Annotated in this window: 11 protein-coding genes; 2 read left to right on the top strand and 9 right to left on the bottom strand. The window is 34.2% G+C overall.

Features of this window, described 5'->3' with window-relative positions; translation table 11 throughout:
• Positions 1 to 48 precede the first annotated feature (48 nt).
• Positions 49 to 1758, top strand: a complete 1710-nt coding sequence (locus H600_RS0107190; RefSeq protein ID WP_026728147.1) for an ATP-binding protein — start codon at positions 49 to 51, stop codon at positions 1756 to 1758.
• Positions 1759 to 1965: 207 nt separating this feature from the next.
• On the opposite strand, the gene H600_RS0107185 is transcribed toward H600_RS0107190, so the two are convergent.
• The 5 genes from H600_RS0107185 to H600_RS0107160 all read right to left on the bottom strand — a co-directional run bounded on the left by H600_RS0107185 (position 1966) and on the right by H600_RS0107160 (position 8979).
• Positions 1966 to 3408, bottom strand: a complete 1443-nt coding sequence (locus tag H600_RS0107185; protein WP_026728146.1) for a TolC family protein — start codon at positions 3406 to 3408, stop codon at positions 1966 to 1968.
• Complete coding sequence (locus tag H600_RS0107180; RefSeq protein ID WP_026728145.1) at positions 3401 to 6568, bottom strand: efflux RND transporter permease subunit; 3168 nt, start codon at positions 6566 to 6568, stop codon at positions 3401 to 3403. The genes H600_RS0107185 and H600_RS0107180 overlap by 8 nt, the downstream gene beginning before the upstream one ends.
• 106 nt (positions 6569 to 6674) lie before the next feature.
• Positions 6675 to 7757: an efflux RND transporter periplasmic adaptor subunit gene (locus H600_RS0107175; protein ID WP_026728144.1), complete on the bottom strand. Its 1083-nt coding sequence runs from the start codon at positions 7755 to 7757 to the stop codon at positions 6675 to 6677.
• A gap of 175 nt (positions 7758 to 7932) precedes the next feature.
• Positions 7933 to 8316, bottom strand: a complete 384-nt coding sequence (locus tag H600_RS0107170) for a hypothetical protein (protein ID WP_026728143.1) — start codon at positions 8314 to 8316, stop codon at positions 7933 to 7935.
• Between the two features lie 258 nt (positions 8317 to 8574).
• On the bottom strand, positions 8575 to 8979 hold the full coding sequence (locus H600_RS0107160; protein ID WP_026728142.1) for a GNAT family N-acetyltransferase: 405 nt from the start codon (positions 8977 to 8979) through the stop codon (positions 8575 to 8577).
• 181 nt (positions 8980 to 9160) lie between these two features.
• Between H600_RS0107160 and H600_RS0107155 the strand changes: the two genes are divergently transcribed.
• Positions 9161 to 9724, top strand: coding sequence for a hypothetical protein (locus H600_RS0107155; RefSeq protein WP_026728141.1), 564 nt, complete (start codon positions 9161 to 9163; stop codon positions 9722 to 9724).
• A 45-nt stretch (positions 9725 to 9769) separates the two neighbouring features.
• On the opposite strand, the gene H600_RS0107150 is transcribed toward H600_RS0107155, so the two are convergent.
• From H600_RS0107150 to H600_RS0107135, 4 genes are all read right to left on the bottom strand, one after another.
• The gene (locus tag H600_RS0107150) at positions 9770 to 10381 is read right to left on the bottom strand and encodes a hypothetical protein (RefSeq protein WP_026728140.1); all 612 of its coding nucleotides are present in this window, start codon (positions 10379 to 10381) and stop codon (positions 9770 to 9772) included.
• 152 nt (positions 10382 to 10533) lie between these two features.
• Positions 10534 to 12405, bottom strand: a complete 1872-nt coding sequence (locus tag H600_RS0107145; protein ID WP_026728139.1) for a M1 family metallopeptidase — start codon at positions 12403 to 12405, stop codon at positions 10534 to 10536.
• A 260-nt stretch (positions 12406 to 12665) separates the two neighbouring features.
• The gene (locus tag H600_RS0107140) at positions 12666 to 14246 is read right to left on the bottom strand and encodes an NADP-dependent glyceraldehyde-3-phosphate dehydrogenase (RefSeq protein WP_026728138.1); all 1581 of its coding nucleotides are present in this window, start codon (positions 14244 to 14246) and stop codon (positions 12666 to 12668) included.
• A 76-nt stretch (positions 14247 to 14322) separates the two neighbouring features.
• Positions 14323 to 14634, bottom strand: a complete 312-nt coding sequence (locus H600_RS0107135; RefSeq protein WP_026728137.1) for a rhodanese-like domain-containing protein — start codon at positions 14632 to 14634, stop codon at positions 14323 to 14325.
• Between the last annotated feature and the right edge of the window lie 355 nt (positions 14635 to 14989).

The following is a 14989-nucleotide window of genomic DNA, read 5'->3' as shown; positions in this document are numbered from 1 at the left end:
TGTTTTTAGTATCTAATTAATTACTATTTTCGGGGAAAGTAAATTTATATGTTACGGTCCCCGTTTTTTTATTTAATAATTATTCTCACTCTCTTTTCATGTAAAGAAAAAAAGACCGCAACTCCTAATACAGAAGCTATACAGAAAGAAGCTTTACGCATACGGAATATAGGTGTTGAAAATTTTAATAAACAAAACTTTAGTGAGGCCTTTCACGATTTTAATAAATCTAAAATACTTTATCAAACTTTAAAAGACAGTGCCAATATTGGATATATCCTTATACAAATAGCAGGAATACAGCAAGTCAATGGAGATTATTACGGCAGCAAAGAAACTGTTACTGAAGCTTCAACATATTTCAAAAAAAAGAGCGTATACACAGCTTTTATAAATACTCTATTAGGCATAGCCGATAAAGAACTTTCTCTATATAATGATGCTATTTTTTATTATAAAGAAGCTGCAAAAGAATATAAGGACCCTATTGCAAAACTAGATCCTCTATCTAATATTGGACCAATCTATATCAAGCAAAAAAAATATGATAAGGCAATTGTTCTTTTAGAATCTATTTTAAACAAAAATTTATTAAATAATGAAGCTCAAGCATCCTCTAAAGCGAGAATTCAAGACAATTTGGGTTATGCTTATTTTAAAAATGGAATGGAGGAAAAAGGGTTTTCTTTAATGCATAATGCACTCAAAAAAAGAAATGAAATTAACGATACCTACGGAAGCATTCAAAGCTATCTGAACTTAGCGGATTATTATTCTAAAAAAGACGTTCAAAAATCAGATGAAAATGCGCTGAAAGCATACGATATTTCCACAAAGCTAAATAGTGTTGATGAAAGATTAGAAGCTTTGCAAATTTTAATTTCAAATGATCACAGCTCTAAAAAGCAAAATTATGTTCAAAAGTATTTTACACTAAATGATAGTATTATCAAGGTTAGAAACAACTTTAAAAATAAATTTGCCAAAATTAAATACGATGCCACAAAAGAAAAAGACGAAAACGAAAAACTGCGTTTAGAAAAAGCAGAGAATCAGTTGTCACTTCAAAAAGAGAAATTTCTGCGAATTGTATTTATCATCATATTTGTTTTTTTAGTTATTTTAATTGCCATTCTAATACGCTATTATAAAAACAAAAATAAGGTAATCGGGATTAAAGCTTCGTATGAAACTGAGACTAGAATTGCAAAAAAAATCCATGATGAGTTGGCAAACGATGTCTTTAACGTAATTGCTTTTACTGAATCTCAGCCTTTGTCGGTAGAAAACACAAAAGAAAATCTTCTTCAAAAACTGGATGATATTTACAGCCGTGTGAGAGGAATTTCAAAAGAAAACAATAAAATTGATACCGGTGCAAATTTTACCCGCAACATAAAAGAATTGCTTTCGACTTACAACACCAGTGAACGAAATGTCTTATTTAACAATCTAGAAAACATCAACTGGGAAATTCTTGATGATATAAAAAAGATCACCATTAATAGAATTTTACAAGAGCTATTGGTCAATATGAAAAAACACAGCAAAGCCAATCTTGTTGCCATAAAATTTGCAAGCGATCAAAACTCAATCTTTATCAACTATACTGATAATGGCGTTGGTTGTGAAAAAGATATGATAACAAAAAACGGTCTTCTAAATATGGAAAGCCGCATTCAGGCCGTTAAAGGAAGCGTAGATTTTGAAACAGAACCAGACAAAGGTTTTAGAGCGAAAATTGTTATTCCTAAATAAATAAAATTTTAAAAAGCCTTTCAGAATATTTTGCTGAAAGGCTTTTTGCATTATTATGTTTAAACTGGACTGATCCCGAGGCCTCGGGACAGCCCTACAATATAAATTGTTCCTTTGGAACTCTTATTTATGATCTACAAAAAAACCTCTCAGAATTCAACTTCTGAGAGGCCTCTACTAATAACTAATTAAAATGGGCATTCTATTCTACTTCCAACCCCCGCCTAAGTCTCTGTAAACATGAACTGCAGCATTGAGTTGTTCTTTTTTAGTATCAATCAATTCTAAATTTGCTTCTAATGCGTCGCGTTGCGTCATTAAAACCTCAAAATAATCTACTCTTGCCGATTTAAATAAATCATTCGAAACATCAATTGACTTGTTTAATGCATCAACTTGCTGCGATTTCAAATCATAGCTTTTTTGCAGATTATCTATTTTAGAAAGCTGATTAGATACTTCTAAATAAGCATTTAAAATCGTTTTATCATAATTATATAGTGCCTGAAGTTGTCTAGCATTTGCACTCGAAAACTCAGCTTTAATTGCATTTCTGTTAATCAATGGTGCAGCAAGATCTCCTGCCAATGAATACAAAAGTGATTCAGGAAGTGTAAACAAATACGATGGCTTGAATGCCTGAACTCCAAACGCAGCTGTAATATCAAGAGAAGGATAAAATTCTGCACGAGCTACTTTTACATCTAATTTGGCTGCAACCAATTCTAATTCTGCCTGTTTAACATCAGGACGATTCATCAATAATTGAGACGGAACTCCTGCAGTTACTGAAGCTGGCAAAAGCTTCAAGAAGCTACTGTTTGTTCTTTTAATTTCCTGCGGATAACGACCTAGCAAGAAATTAATTTTGTTTTCAGTCTCTTTAATTTGTTGTAAAATATCAAACTCCATACTTTTTGAAGTTAGTACTTCAGCTTCAAATTTCTTAACCCCAAGTTCTGTAGCTCTCGCCGCTTGCTTTTGGATTTTCACAATTTCTAAAGCATTAGATTGTAAAGTAATTGTCTGCTTCACAATATCCAGCTGATTGTCTAGAGCTAATAATTCATAATAAGAATCTGCTATTTCAGCAATAAGGTTTGTCACTACAAAGTTTTTCCCTTCAACAGTTGCTAAATATCTGTTTAAAGCTGCTTTTTTAGAATTGCGAAGTTTTTTCCAAATATCGACTTCCCAGTTTGCATAAGCCGCAATAGTAAAATCTCCAAGTGGATCTGGAGTTTCTACACCAGGTTTAATTTCAGTAGTGGCATCACCAGCACCTTGGCTGGTATACCTTCCTACTTTTTCTACTCCAGCTCCGGCACGTACTCCAGCAGATGGCAGTAAAAGACCTTTACGAACTCTTACATCATTCTTAGCAATTTCGATTTCCTGCAGCGTCATGTTTAACTCCTGATTGTTTTTCAGGGCTACATCAATCAAATCGACAAGATTTTGATCCTTAAAGAATTCATTCCATTTTACAGTTGCTGTATTGGTTGTATCCCGACTGGCAGCAGTACTAAATGATTCTGGAACTGGTGCACTGGCAGTTGCAGTATCAGGCGCAGGAGCTTTACAGCCCACTACAGCAAGACACAAACCCAATGCGGCGCTATATTTATATATTTTCACTTTATTATACATGATTGTTGTCAATTTCTTCAGTTAATGGATTTTCTTCTTCATGTTTAACCAGTTTGTATCTCTCGGCAATTCGTCCAAAAATGTAATACAGTCCCGGAATCAAAAACACCCCACAAATAGTCCCTATAAGCATACCGCCTGCCGCGGCAGTACCAATAGTTCGGTTACCAATTTTACCCGGCCCAGTAGCAAAAGCAAGCGGAAGCAAACCGGCAATAAATGCAAAAGATGTCATCAAGATAGGACGGAACCTTGCTTTTGCTCCTTCCATAGCGGCGTCAAGAACTGATTTTCCTGCAGCGTGTCGCTGAATCGCAAACTCTACAATCAATACGGCATTTTTACCTAATAAACCAATAAGCATTACCATAGCAACCTGCGCATAAATGTTATTTTCCAATCCTGTGAATTTCAATAAAAGGAAAGCTCCAAAAATACCCGCTGGCAATGAAAGAATTACTGATAATGGCAAAATGAAACTTTCATATTGTGCCGCTAATACCAAGTAAACAAATCCTAAACAGATCAAGAATACCCAAATTGCCTGATTCCCTTGAGCCACCTCATCGGCAGAAATACCTGCCCAGTCAATGTCGTATCCTCTTGGCAGTTTTTTCTCTGCTATTTGTTGAATCACCTTAATCGCTGTTCCTGAACTATAACCTGCTGCCGGAGAACCACTGATTTGTGTTGAGGTGTACATGTTATGACGCGTGATTTCTGAAAGTCCGTACACTTTTTCTAATCTCATAAAAGCAGAATAAGGCACCATTTCATCGCGGTCGTTTTTCACATACAATTTCAATATATCATCTGGCTGTGCACGATATTCCGGCGAAGCCTGAACGATAACTTTATAGTTGATTCCGAATTTGATAAAACTGATTTCGTAGTTACTCCCCACAAGAGTTGACAAAGTATTCATGGCATTCTCGATAGAAACTCCTTTTTGTTGTGCCAAATCATTGTCGACTTTCATCATATACTGAGGGAAGCTTGAACTATAAAAACTGAATACATTTGATAATTCTGGTTGTTTGTTCAATTCGGCAACAAAATCATTGTTTACCTTCTCCATTCTCTTATAATCTCCCGAACCTGTTTTATCCAACAAACGAAGCTCAAATCCACCTGCAGCACCATATCCAGGTACAGCTGGCGGTTGGAAGAATTCGATATTTGCACCTGCAATATCTTTACATTTTTCTTCCATTTGATGCATGATCTCAACAACAGATTCTTTACGGTCGCTCCAATCTTTAAGGTTAACCAAACAAGTTCCTGAGTTGGCACCCGTACCTTCAGATAAAATTTCATAACCCGCTAATGAAGAAACTGATTTTACTCCGTCTATTTCCTCAGCAATTTTTTGAACTCTTTCTGCAATATTATTTGTTCTTTCTAATGATGAACCCGGAGGTGTCTGAATAACAGCATAAAACATTCCCTGATCCTCATTCGGAATAAATCCAGAAGGTACAGTGCTACTAATCCCCCATGTTCCGATACAGAAGCCAATTAAAGCTACAAAAGTAACAACACGTCTGTCAACAATTTTTGCCAACACATTTTGATATCTGCCTTGTGCTAAATTGAATTTTTCGTTGAAAGCATCAATAAATCGGTTTGCAGGAGTTTTCTTTTTAGGCTGTCCATGATTGTTTTTCAACATCATTGCACAAAGCGCTGGTGTCAAGGTCAATGCCACAATACCTGACAGTATAATCGCAGTTGCCATTGTTACTGAGAACTGTCGGTAAAATACTCCAACCGGACCAGACATAAAAGCAACAGGAATAAATACGGCTGCCATAAGGAATGTAATTGCCACAATTGCTCCAGCAATTTCATGCATTGCTTTTTTCGTTGCCTTAAATGGCGACAGATGCTCTTCTTCCATCTTGGCGTGAACGGCCTCGATAACCACAATCGCATCGTCAACCACGACCCCAATTGCCAATACCAAAGCAAATAATGTAATTAAGTTCAACGAAATATCGAAGAAAGTCATGAACACAAAAGTTCCAACCAATGATACCGGAACTGCAATTGCCGGAATAACTGTAGATCGCCAGTCACCCAAGAAAAGGAATACTACCAAACCTACCAGAATAAACGCTTCAACAAGCGTGTGAATTACTTTTTCGATAGAAGCATCAAGGAACTTAGAAACGTCATAAGAAATCTCATAATCCATTCCTTTAGGGAATTTTTGTTTGATTTTTTCCAATTTCGCTTTTACCTCTTCAATAACCTGATTCGCGTTACTTCCAAAAGATTGTTTCAATACAATTGCCGCTGAAGGTCTTCCATTCAAATTCGAATAGATATCATACATCGAGCTTCCGAATTCGACTTTCGCAATATCTTTCAAACGCAAAAGCTCTCCGTTTGGATTTGCTTTTACTACAATATTCTCGTATTGTTCTTTTGTTGTAAAACGTCCTGAATACTTCAATACATATTCAAATGCTTGAGAACGTTTACCAGAACTTTCTCCTGTTTTACCTGGAGAAGCCTCTAAACTCTGACTTGATAATGCTTCCATTACCTCATCGGCAGAGATTTTATAAGCAAGCATACGATCTGGTTTCAACCAAATACGCATTGCATATTCACGTGTTCCTAAGATATCTCCAGAACCAATACCGTTTACCCTTTTTAATTCTGAAAGTACATTGATATCAGCGTAGTTGTACAAGAATTTCATGTCGGTATTTTTGTCTGTACTGTAAAGGTTCACGTACATCAACATACTTGGTACCTCTCTTGTAATTTTGATACCTTCTCTAATTACTAATGGAGGAAGCTTATTTGTTACCGAAGCCACACGGTTTTGAACGTTAATCGCGGCCTGATTAGGATCTGTACCTAAATTAAAAACTACTTTTATCGTAGCTTCACCATCGTTACCGGCATCAGAAGCCATATATTTCATTCCCGGAACTCCATTTAAGGCTCTTTCCAACGGAATAACAACTGCCTTAATCATCAATTCACCGTTCGATCCTGGATAATCTGCGGTAATATTTACCATTGGAGGTGAAATCGTAGGGAACTGTGTAATTGGCAAATTCAATACCGACAATACTCCCAAAAAGACAATTATCAGCGATATAACTATCGACAGAACCGGTCTTTGTATAAATTTATTAAACATTTTATATTTTTTTAATGATTAAACCAAATGAAAGTTTAAAATTGTTTAAGGTTTCAGGTTCCAAGTTTCACGAAAACCTGAAACTTGAAACTTTTAAACAAAATCCTTATTCTGCTTTTACACGCAAATGTTTCATTACCTCTTGAGGAGCTTGGTATTCATATTTAATTTTGTCGTTTTCTTTTACTTTCTGAACACCTTCAAGCAAGATTTTGTCATTTTCAGAAAGACCGCTTTTTATTACGTACAAATCAGGGATTTCACCTGTAATAGTAATTTCTCTTGAAGTAACTTTATTGTTTTTATCAACAATAAAAACATACTTTTTATCCTGAATTTCGTAAGTCGCTTTTTGCGGAATTACAATAGCGTTTTTAAGAGGCAAATACATTTGTACTTGTCCAGTTTCGCCATTTCTAAGTAATTTTTCGGTATTAGGGAATCTTGCTCTAAAAGCGATATTTCCAGTTTCATTATTAAATTCACTTTCAATTACTTCTACGTTTCCTTTATGTTTGAACGTTTCGCCGTTCGCCAAAACCAAATTTACTTTGGTCTCAGCACGATCTTGAACATCTGTCTGATATTGAAGATACTCTGGCTCAGTAACATTGAAATAAGCAAACATTTGACTGTTGTCTGAAAGGCTTGTCAATAATTCGCCTTCATCGATAAGACTTCCAAGTTTTAATGGAATACGGTCAATTGTTCCGTCAAACGGAGCTCTGATTTCTGTGAATGATAAATGAAGTTTTGCCAATGAAACCTCAGCTTTTGCTGATTGCAATTTAGCCTGAGCAACGCTCAATTCGTTTTTAGAAACGATGTTTTTATCTGCTAAAAGTTTAGCATTCTGCAATTCGATTTCAGTTGATTTTTGTTCCGCTTGTGCTTTTAGCAATTCTGCCTGATACATATTTGGCATAATTCTGAACAACAATTGGCCAGCTTTCACAAATTGTCCTTCATCAACATAAATGTTTTGCAAAAACCCTTTTTCTTGGGCACGGATTTCGATATTTCGGACAGATTTAATCTGCGAAACATATTCTTTTGTAAATGAAGTATCGATTTTTACCGGATTTGTTACCGTAAATACTTCAACTTCTTCTTTTTCTTCTTTTTTAGTTGTACAACTAGTTAGGCACACAAAGGCAATTAAGCCTGTGAACAAAATAATTCTTTTCATGATTTAGTTTGGAAATTAAGCGATTGAATGCTTGGAATACAGTGATTCCCTTAGATGGAAAAATGCATCAGACACCAGTAAGTTATAACCTCACTTTCATTTAAGAAGAAGTAGAAAAATATACATCAACAAGATAGCGGGATTACACAACAGGTAACCGATGTATATTGGTAAATCAAATTCTTAATACGCGTTGCGTAATGTAAATAGGATTTGAGTGCGCAAGAAAAGGCGCGTAGATTTTAAAACGATTAGATTCATTTGTAGCAGATTGCTCCGAAAAAGTCAAATACCAGTTATCAAGTAAACTGTAATTAACTGCAACAAATTTCGTTGTAAGTCCATCATTAGCATCATCATTTCCAAGCAAATCTTCTTCAACATCCACATCTGCATCTTCAATAAGTGAAGTGCCACGTTCTTGGTTTGTGAATTTTACACGGTGCTTTTTTTCAAGCAAATGATGCTGAGAAGCTCCAATAGTATTAGCATTAAGATATTGGCCTCCACCTGACAGAAGCAAATTCATGAATACTAAAAATACTATTAACTTTCTCATTTCGGTGCGAAAGTACTAAAAGATTACAATAAAAAAAATAAAATAAGAAAGTCTTAACATGTCGATAATAAGCGAAAACGTTTTCTTTTTTTTTCGCTATTTATTCCACAATTATACAAATGATTTTATATCAAAAATGCAGTCGAGCAAAATTTGCAACTGAAGTTTTGTTGAAAAAAACAAAATCAACTTTCAAAAAAATAATAAACATAAAAAATTGGCACTCTTTATTTTATTCCTCAATTTGATCTTAAATTTTTACAATAAAATTTCCATAATGGTAAATTCCTGGCCTTCTTTAGAGAAAGTTTTTTGTGTATCAATCATTCCGAATTTTTCGTAAAATGACTTTTTATTGGCGCGCGCATTGCACCAAATTTTAGTGATATCTCTTTGTTTAGCCAACGCAAATACATGCTGCAGCAGTTTTGAAGCGATTCCTTTTCCTTGATATTTTTCCAGAGTTGCCAATTTTCTGAACTGCATTTCATTTTCAGAAAAAAAACAGGAAACAATTGAAACTAGTTCTTCATTTTCAAAAGCACCAAAATGCAATCCTAGATTATCTTCTTTTAATTGAACATATTCAAAAGGCTGATCGGGCCACATTACTTCGTGTCGGATTTTCCAAGTTTGCGAAGGCTCAATTGCTGTAATTTTCATTTCAAATAAGGTATTTAGTCTTAAGCCAAATTTACGCCATTTAAAAATGAAAAACATTTCGAAATCAAAAAACAACATCCTTCTCATTATCAAAAAGATAACTAAAAATAAACCAGAAAAATCATTCTATTTTAATTATTAATAATTAATTTTATAGTATCAAAATAAATAAAAACCAGTTATGAAAAAGTTCTTTCTCGCTACATTATTATGTATTTGTGTCAATGGATTTGCGCAGCTAATACAAGTTGGACCTCAATTTTCTACTAATATAACTTCCGTAATTACTGATGATTTCAGTTCTAAAAGTTCAGGAACCGAGTATGGTTTTGCTGGATTTGTTCGAGTAAATCTGGCGCTTTTTTATGGCCAGGGTGAATTTGGATATGCTAAATCAAAATTTAGCGTTTCGCAAACCGGAATTGGGGAAACAGAATATGAGTTAGGCGGTACTGACGCAACTTTGATTGCTGGTTTAAAAGTTCTCCCTTTAGGAAAATTAGGAAACGTCAGAATATTTCTTGGATACAACTGGAAAAACTACTCTGATATTAATGCAAGCAATAATCTCAATTTTATTGCTTTTGAACGAAACAATAGCAGTTTTCTTGGTGGTGCCGGAGTAGATTTATGGCGATTTACAGTCGATTACAGATATCTAGCAGGCGTAACCGATCTTGATCCATCTGGAAGAAGCATTAAAACAGGTATTTCTAATTTTTCAGTAGGTTTTAAATTTTTGTAATCGATACACAAACATAAAAAGGGGAATCATTTGATTCCCCTTTTATTATTTTATTCTTACAAAATAAGCTTCTTCATTATTGCTGGTTATATTTTCGATGCCTTTTTCAGTTTGTTTGGCAATATTTATAACGTGAAGCACATTTGCTTCTTCATCCAATAAGCAACTCCAAATTGTCCCATCAGAAAGAATTATATCTGAAAAAACACCGTCGGTCACATCTTTATTATAATATTTCAAATCCTCTGATTTTACCATTTTTTTGATCAGCGTTTTTTTATCTGTTACAAAAAATAAAATCTTATCCTGATTTATTTCAATAATTTCTTCAATATCATTCTGACTTGTAATTGTGGTTTGTGCCCAAGTAGGTTTATCTCCCGTCAATTTCCATTTTCCAACAACACGACTTAGAACATCATTTCTAAGAATAGTTTTTAAAGCATCTACCTGCTTTGTCGATTCTTTTCCTAATTCGTTTTCTGGTTTAAGTTTTGAAGCAATAGAAAATAAGTCTAATGCTTTTCTAAAATCTGCTTTTTTATAATACGAAACAGCTAATTCGTATCTGCTCTTTTGAAATGCGGTTTTCGAATCGTTTTGCGCAAAACTTTTAAAAGAAAGCAATAAACCTAAAAGAATGTGGTACTTTTTCATTAATAATTCAATTGTTTATATTTTTGCAAACGTAACTTTTTCTGTGAACAATTTAATACGGTTTTCCACATTTGTATTATTTTACTTAAAAAATAAAAAAAACCGTCATTTTCATTAAAAAAGACGGCTTCTTGATTTATTATTATTAAGAATTATTTGCTAACCCACATATTATTCGCAGGAGTAGCATCCATAAAAATACCGCCATCAATCGTAATTAGCTTAATTTCCTTCTTGCTTTTCAAATTAATTGTTGCCAATTTTTGGTTTGTTTCCCAAATTGCTGGTGTTTGATGTACTATTTCAGTTGAATTATCCGCATAAACAACTTTTATATCAAAAGGAATTGCGAAACCTCCTGTATTTTCAATTGCAATTTTATTCTTTTCTACATTCTTAACTGTAAGATCAATGTAATTATTCGTGAAAAACCAATTATTAAAGAACCAATTCAGATTTTTACCTGTTGCCGCATTAAACGAATTGAAATAATCCCAAGGAATTGGGTGTTTTCCGTTCCAATTCTCCATATAAGAATGTAATGCTTTTTTGAATAAATCATCACCCAGCAAATCCTTCAAAGCTATATAAGAAAGTGAAGCTTTTCCGTAAGAATTGTTTCCGTAGCCCGCATCAGAAACCTGGGACGACATTGAGATAATCGGTTGATCTTCCTCAGTTGATGGATCATTAATATAACCTTTAACTCTAAAGTCTTTATAAAATTTATCTGCTGCTTCTTTGCCATGTTCGGCAATTCCAATTAAATATTCAAAAGTTGTAGCCCATCCTTCATCCATAAAAGCATATCGTGTTTCATTGATTCCCATATAAAAAGGAAAATAGGTATGCGCTACTTCATGATCCTGAACCAATTGTGCAAAAACCGGATCCCCCATTTGTGAGTCGTTGCACATCATTGGATATTCCATATCAGCAAATCCTTGAAAAGCGGTCATTTTAGAAAACGGATATGGAATTCCTGGCCAGTTATTCGAAAACCAATCCAATGCATATTGATTATTTTTTACAGAAACCTCAAAATCTGTCCCTTTTACATCGTATGCCGCTTGAACACTTGCACGTCTATTTGTTTTTTTATCAACTATAACACTGCTTGCATCCCATAAGTAATGATCACTCAAACCAAAACAAACATCAGAAATATGCTTTGCTTCAAATTTCCAAACATTCCAGTCGTTCTGTTTAGTTACTAATCCGTTTTTCATTTCTTGTTCATTCGCAATATGCAACACTTCATCTGTAACGTAAGATTTTTTTAAACGTGCTGAAAATTCGGGTTGCAAAACCTCATCTGGATTTAATAAATCTCCAGTTGCATAAACCACATAATTTTTTGGTGCTTTTACAGAATAAGTATAATCATTAAAATCATTATAAAACTCCTGACGATCTGTATGTGGCAATCTGTCCCATTTGTTATAGTCATCAAAAACTGAAACACGAGGATAACTGTAGGCTACAAAAAAAGTAGTTTCGTCGATTTGTCCTTCTCTCCCACTTTCTTTAGACAAAGGATAATTCCAGTCAATATTAATTGTTGCTTTAGAATGCGGCGGAATAGGTTTTTTCATTCTTACAACTCCAACAGTTCCCCATTTTCTGCCGTCTTCTTTATAGACTTCGCCACCAATTTTTAATGAAGTAATAGTTAATCCGTCACTTAAAAAATCTTGACTTACAGTGCCGCTTCGAGGTGAAGATGGTTTATGAAGATTATTTACAAATCGAATAGGCAAGTTTTTCAATGTATCATTGCTGTTGTTTGTGTATTCAATAGTTTCTGTTCCGCTTACTATTTTTGTTTTGGCATCAACAGTAATTTCCATTGTATATTTCCCGTGATTCTGCCAATAGTTTTTTCCTGGTTTTCCGTCCATTGAACGTGTTCCTTTTGCGTAAGCATCTTTTATATTTCGAGGCATATAAAGTTCCTGCGCAAAGCTATTTTGTGCAAAAAATGCCAAAGCAATTAGCAAAAATTGCATTGATTTTGTTCTCATAAATGTTTTAAGATTTTGATGATTTTATTTCGTTATAATATTAGTGGATTTTTTTAACTTATTGTTACAATAGGGTTATAAAAATTTAAAGTTTCAAGTTTCAGGTTTCAGGTTTCAGGTTTGCCATGGTAAGCGAAGGCAAAAAATTAAAACCTTTGTCCCTTGCATCTTTGTCTCTTTGTCCCTTTCAAAAAAAAAAAAAACCGTCTCTTTCAAAAAGAAAAAGACGGTGACCTACAATTAATATATAACTCTGATGGCTACAAAATATAATCGGTATTAATGAAATTCGATTCTTTGCTGTTTAGCAATTCCTGCAAAATTTCATTGTTGTAATCGATATCTTTTGAAGCTACAAACGTACGTATTGAAAAAGAACGCAAAGCATCTGGAATACTTAATGTTCCAACTGCAGAATCTTTTCTTCCTGTAAAAGGGAACGCGTCTGGTCCTCTTTGACATGAACTGTTTAAATTAACTCTGCAAACTAAATTTACTAAAGCATCAATAAGCGGTGCCAAAGTTTTAATATCTTTTCCAAACAAACTCACTTGCTGGCCATAATTTGATTCAGCCATATCTTCAAGCGGTTCATTGATATCTTTGAAAGAAATAATTGGAACTACTGGACCAAATTGTTCTTCATGATACACTCTCATTTCTTTATTTACTGGATATAACACAGCTGGAAAAATAAAGTTTTCAGTATGTTTTCCTCCTTTTTCGTTGATAATGCTTGCACCTTTGTGTTTTGCATCATCAATTAATCCCTGAATATAAGCTGGCTTGTCAGTTTCTGGAAGCGGCGTTAAAGAAACTCCTTTTTCCCAAGGATTTCCAAATCCTAAAGCATCTACTTTTTCAGCGAAACGTTTGTTGAATTCTTCTCTGATTGATTCGTGAACGTACAATACTTTTAAAGCTGTACAACGTTGGCCATTGAAAGATAATGATCCTGTAATACATTCTTGAATAGCCAAATCTAAATCGGCATCAGGAAGAATAATTGCCGGATTTTTTGCCTCTAAACCTAAAATCAAACGAAGTCTGTTTTTATTTGGATGCTGATCCTGCAAAGCAATCGCCGATTTGCTGTTCCCGATTAATGCCAAAACATCAATTTTCCCTGATTTCATAATTGGGGAAGCAACTTCTCTTCCGCGTCCGTAAACGATATTGATTACGCCTTTTGGAAAACTGCTTCTAAAAGCTTCCAACAATGGCGAAATACATAAAACACCATGTTTTGCTGGTTTAAAGATTACAGCATTACCCATAATTAAAGCCGGAATCAATAATGAAAAAGTTTCGTTTAACGGATAGTTATACGGTCCAAGACATAAAACAACTCCCAAAGGCCCGCGACGAATCATGGCATTTACGCCTTGTACTTTCTCAAAATGTGCACTGCGCCCGTTTAACTCTTTGTAGCTGGCAATGGTATCGTAAATATATTCAACCGTTCTGTCGAACTCTTTTTGAGAGTCGCCAAGGTTTTTGCCAATTTCCCACATTAAAAGTTTGACCACTTCCTCACGAGTTTCTTTCATTTGTTTAACGAAATTCTCCATGCATTTAATACGGTCAGCCACTTTCATTGTTGGCCATAAACCTTGTCCTTTGTCATAAGCCGCATTTGCAGCTTCAACAACTTCGGCTGCTTCCTTTTCTGCCATAAACGGAATTGATCCTAATAAAGTCGGCGTATATTTTTCTGTAGAGGAAATAGTAGAAAACACAGGTGTAGTTTGTCCTGTCCATTGTTTCAGTTCTCCATTTACAAGATAGGTATCTTGATTTATCAGACTTTTGATCTGATATTCTTCTGGTATTAAACTCATGATCTGGTAATTTATAGTTTGGTTATTAATAGCATTTTAAACGAAAAAAGAGGCTTTTCGCGCCTCTTCTTCTATTTTATGGTTGAACGGTATCACCTTCCCAGTCCAGTATACCACCAAGTAGATTATAGGCGTTTTCAATTCCTAATTCGTTCATTATCTGACATGCTTTGGCACTTCTGGCACCAGAACGGCAGTACACATAATAATTTTTGTTTTTATCTAATTCTTCAATTTCATAAATAAAAGCCTGGCCTTTATTGATATCAATGTTTAAAGCATTTTCAATATAGCCATCATTAAATTCGTCCTCAGTTCTTACATCAAGTATAACTGCATTTTCGTCAGCGTTTAACTGAGCAACCCAATCTTCTTGTGATAAATTCATAGTATTATGTGTTTTTGTAAAATTACGACGTTTCTATTTATAAAAAACGTACCAAATGCGATTTCGATTATTATTCTCAGAAAACGTTTTAGAGAAAGGATTATAATCAGTGAATTACAAATTTAGTTACTATTTTTAAAAATTCACTCTACAAAATCGATAGAAAATTAGGATTTATTCATTTGCATAAAATACAACTTAAATACCAATTCCTGATAATTTATACTACATGAATCTATTATCTTTGTAAAAAATTATAATTTTCAATTCGATTTTGATAAAATAAAGATATCAAAATTGCATCTGCCAGTTCGAGTGGAGTCGAGATGTTGAGGTTCTCGACTCCGCTCGATGC

Source organism: Flavobacterium denitrificans DSM 15936 (genome assembly GCF_000425445.1).
GTDB classification, from domain to species: Bacteria; Bacteroidota; Bacteroidia; order Flavobacteriales; family Flavobacteriaceae; genus Flavobacterium; species Flavobacterium denitrificans.
Note: the sequence above shows the minus strand (reverse complement) of the source record. Positions and strands in the feature narration are given on the sequence as shown.

Excerpts from the sequence above, each read along its gene's own strand:
- H600_RS0107190 (WP_026728147.1), top strand. The coding sequence starts at position 49 with ATGTTACGGTCCCCGTTTTTTTATTTAATAATTATTCTCACTCTCTTT.
- H600_RS0107185 (WP_026728146.1), bottom strand. The coding sequence starts at position 3,408 with ATGTATAATAAAGTGAAAATATATAAATATAGCGCCGCATTGGGTTTG.
- H600_RS0107180 (WP_026728145.1), bottom strand. The coding sequence starts at position 6,568 with ATGTTTAATAAATTTATACAAAGACCGGTTCTGTCGATAGTTATATCG.
- H600_RS0107175 (WP_026728144.1), bottom strand. The coding sequence starts at position 7,757 with ATGAAAAGAATTATTTTGTTCACAGGCTTAATTGCCTTTGTGTGCCTA.
- H600_RS0107170 (WP_026728143.1), bottom strand. The coding sequence starts at position 8,316 with ATGAGAAAGTTAATAGTATTTTTAGTATTCATGAATTTGCTTCTGTCA.
- H600_RS0107160 (WP_026728142.1), bottom strand. The coding sequence starts at position 8,979 with ATGAAAATTACAGCAATTGAGCCTTCGCAAACTTGGAAAATCCGACAC.
- H600_RS0107155 (WP_026728141.1), top strand. The coding sequence starts at position 9,161 with ATGAAAAAGTTCTTTCTCGCTACATTATTATGTATTTGTGTCAATGGA.
- H600_RS0107150 (WP_026728140.1), bottom strand. The coding sequence starts at position 10,381 with ATGAAAAAGTACCACATTCTTTTAGGTTTATTGCTTTCTTTTAAAAGT.
- H600_RS0107145 (WP_026728139.1), bottom strand. The coding sequence starts at position 12,405 with ATGAGAACAAAATCAATGCAATTTTTGCTAATTGCTTTGGCATTTTTT.
- H600_RS0107140 (WP_026728138.1), bottom strand. The coding sequence starts at position 14,246 with ATGAGTTTAATACCAGAAGAATATCAGATCAAAAGTCTGATAAATCAA.
- H600_RS0107135 (WP_026728137.1), bottom strand. The coding sequence starts at position 14,634 with ATGAATTTATCACAAGAAGATTGGGTTGCTCAGTTAAACGCTGACGAA.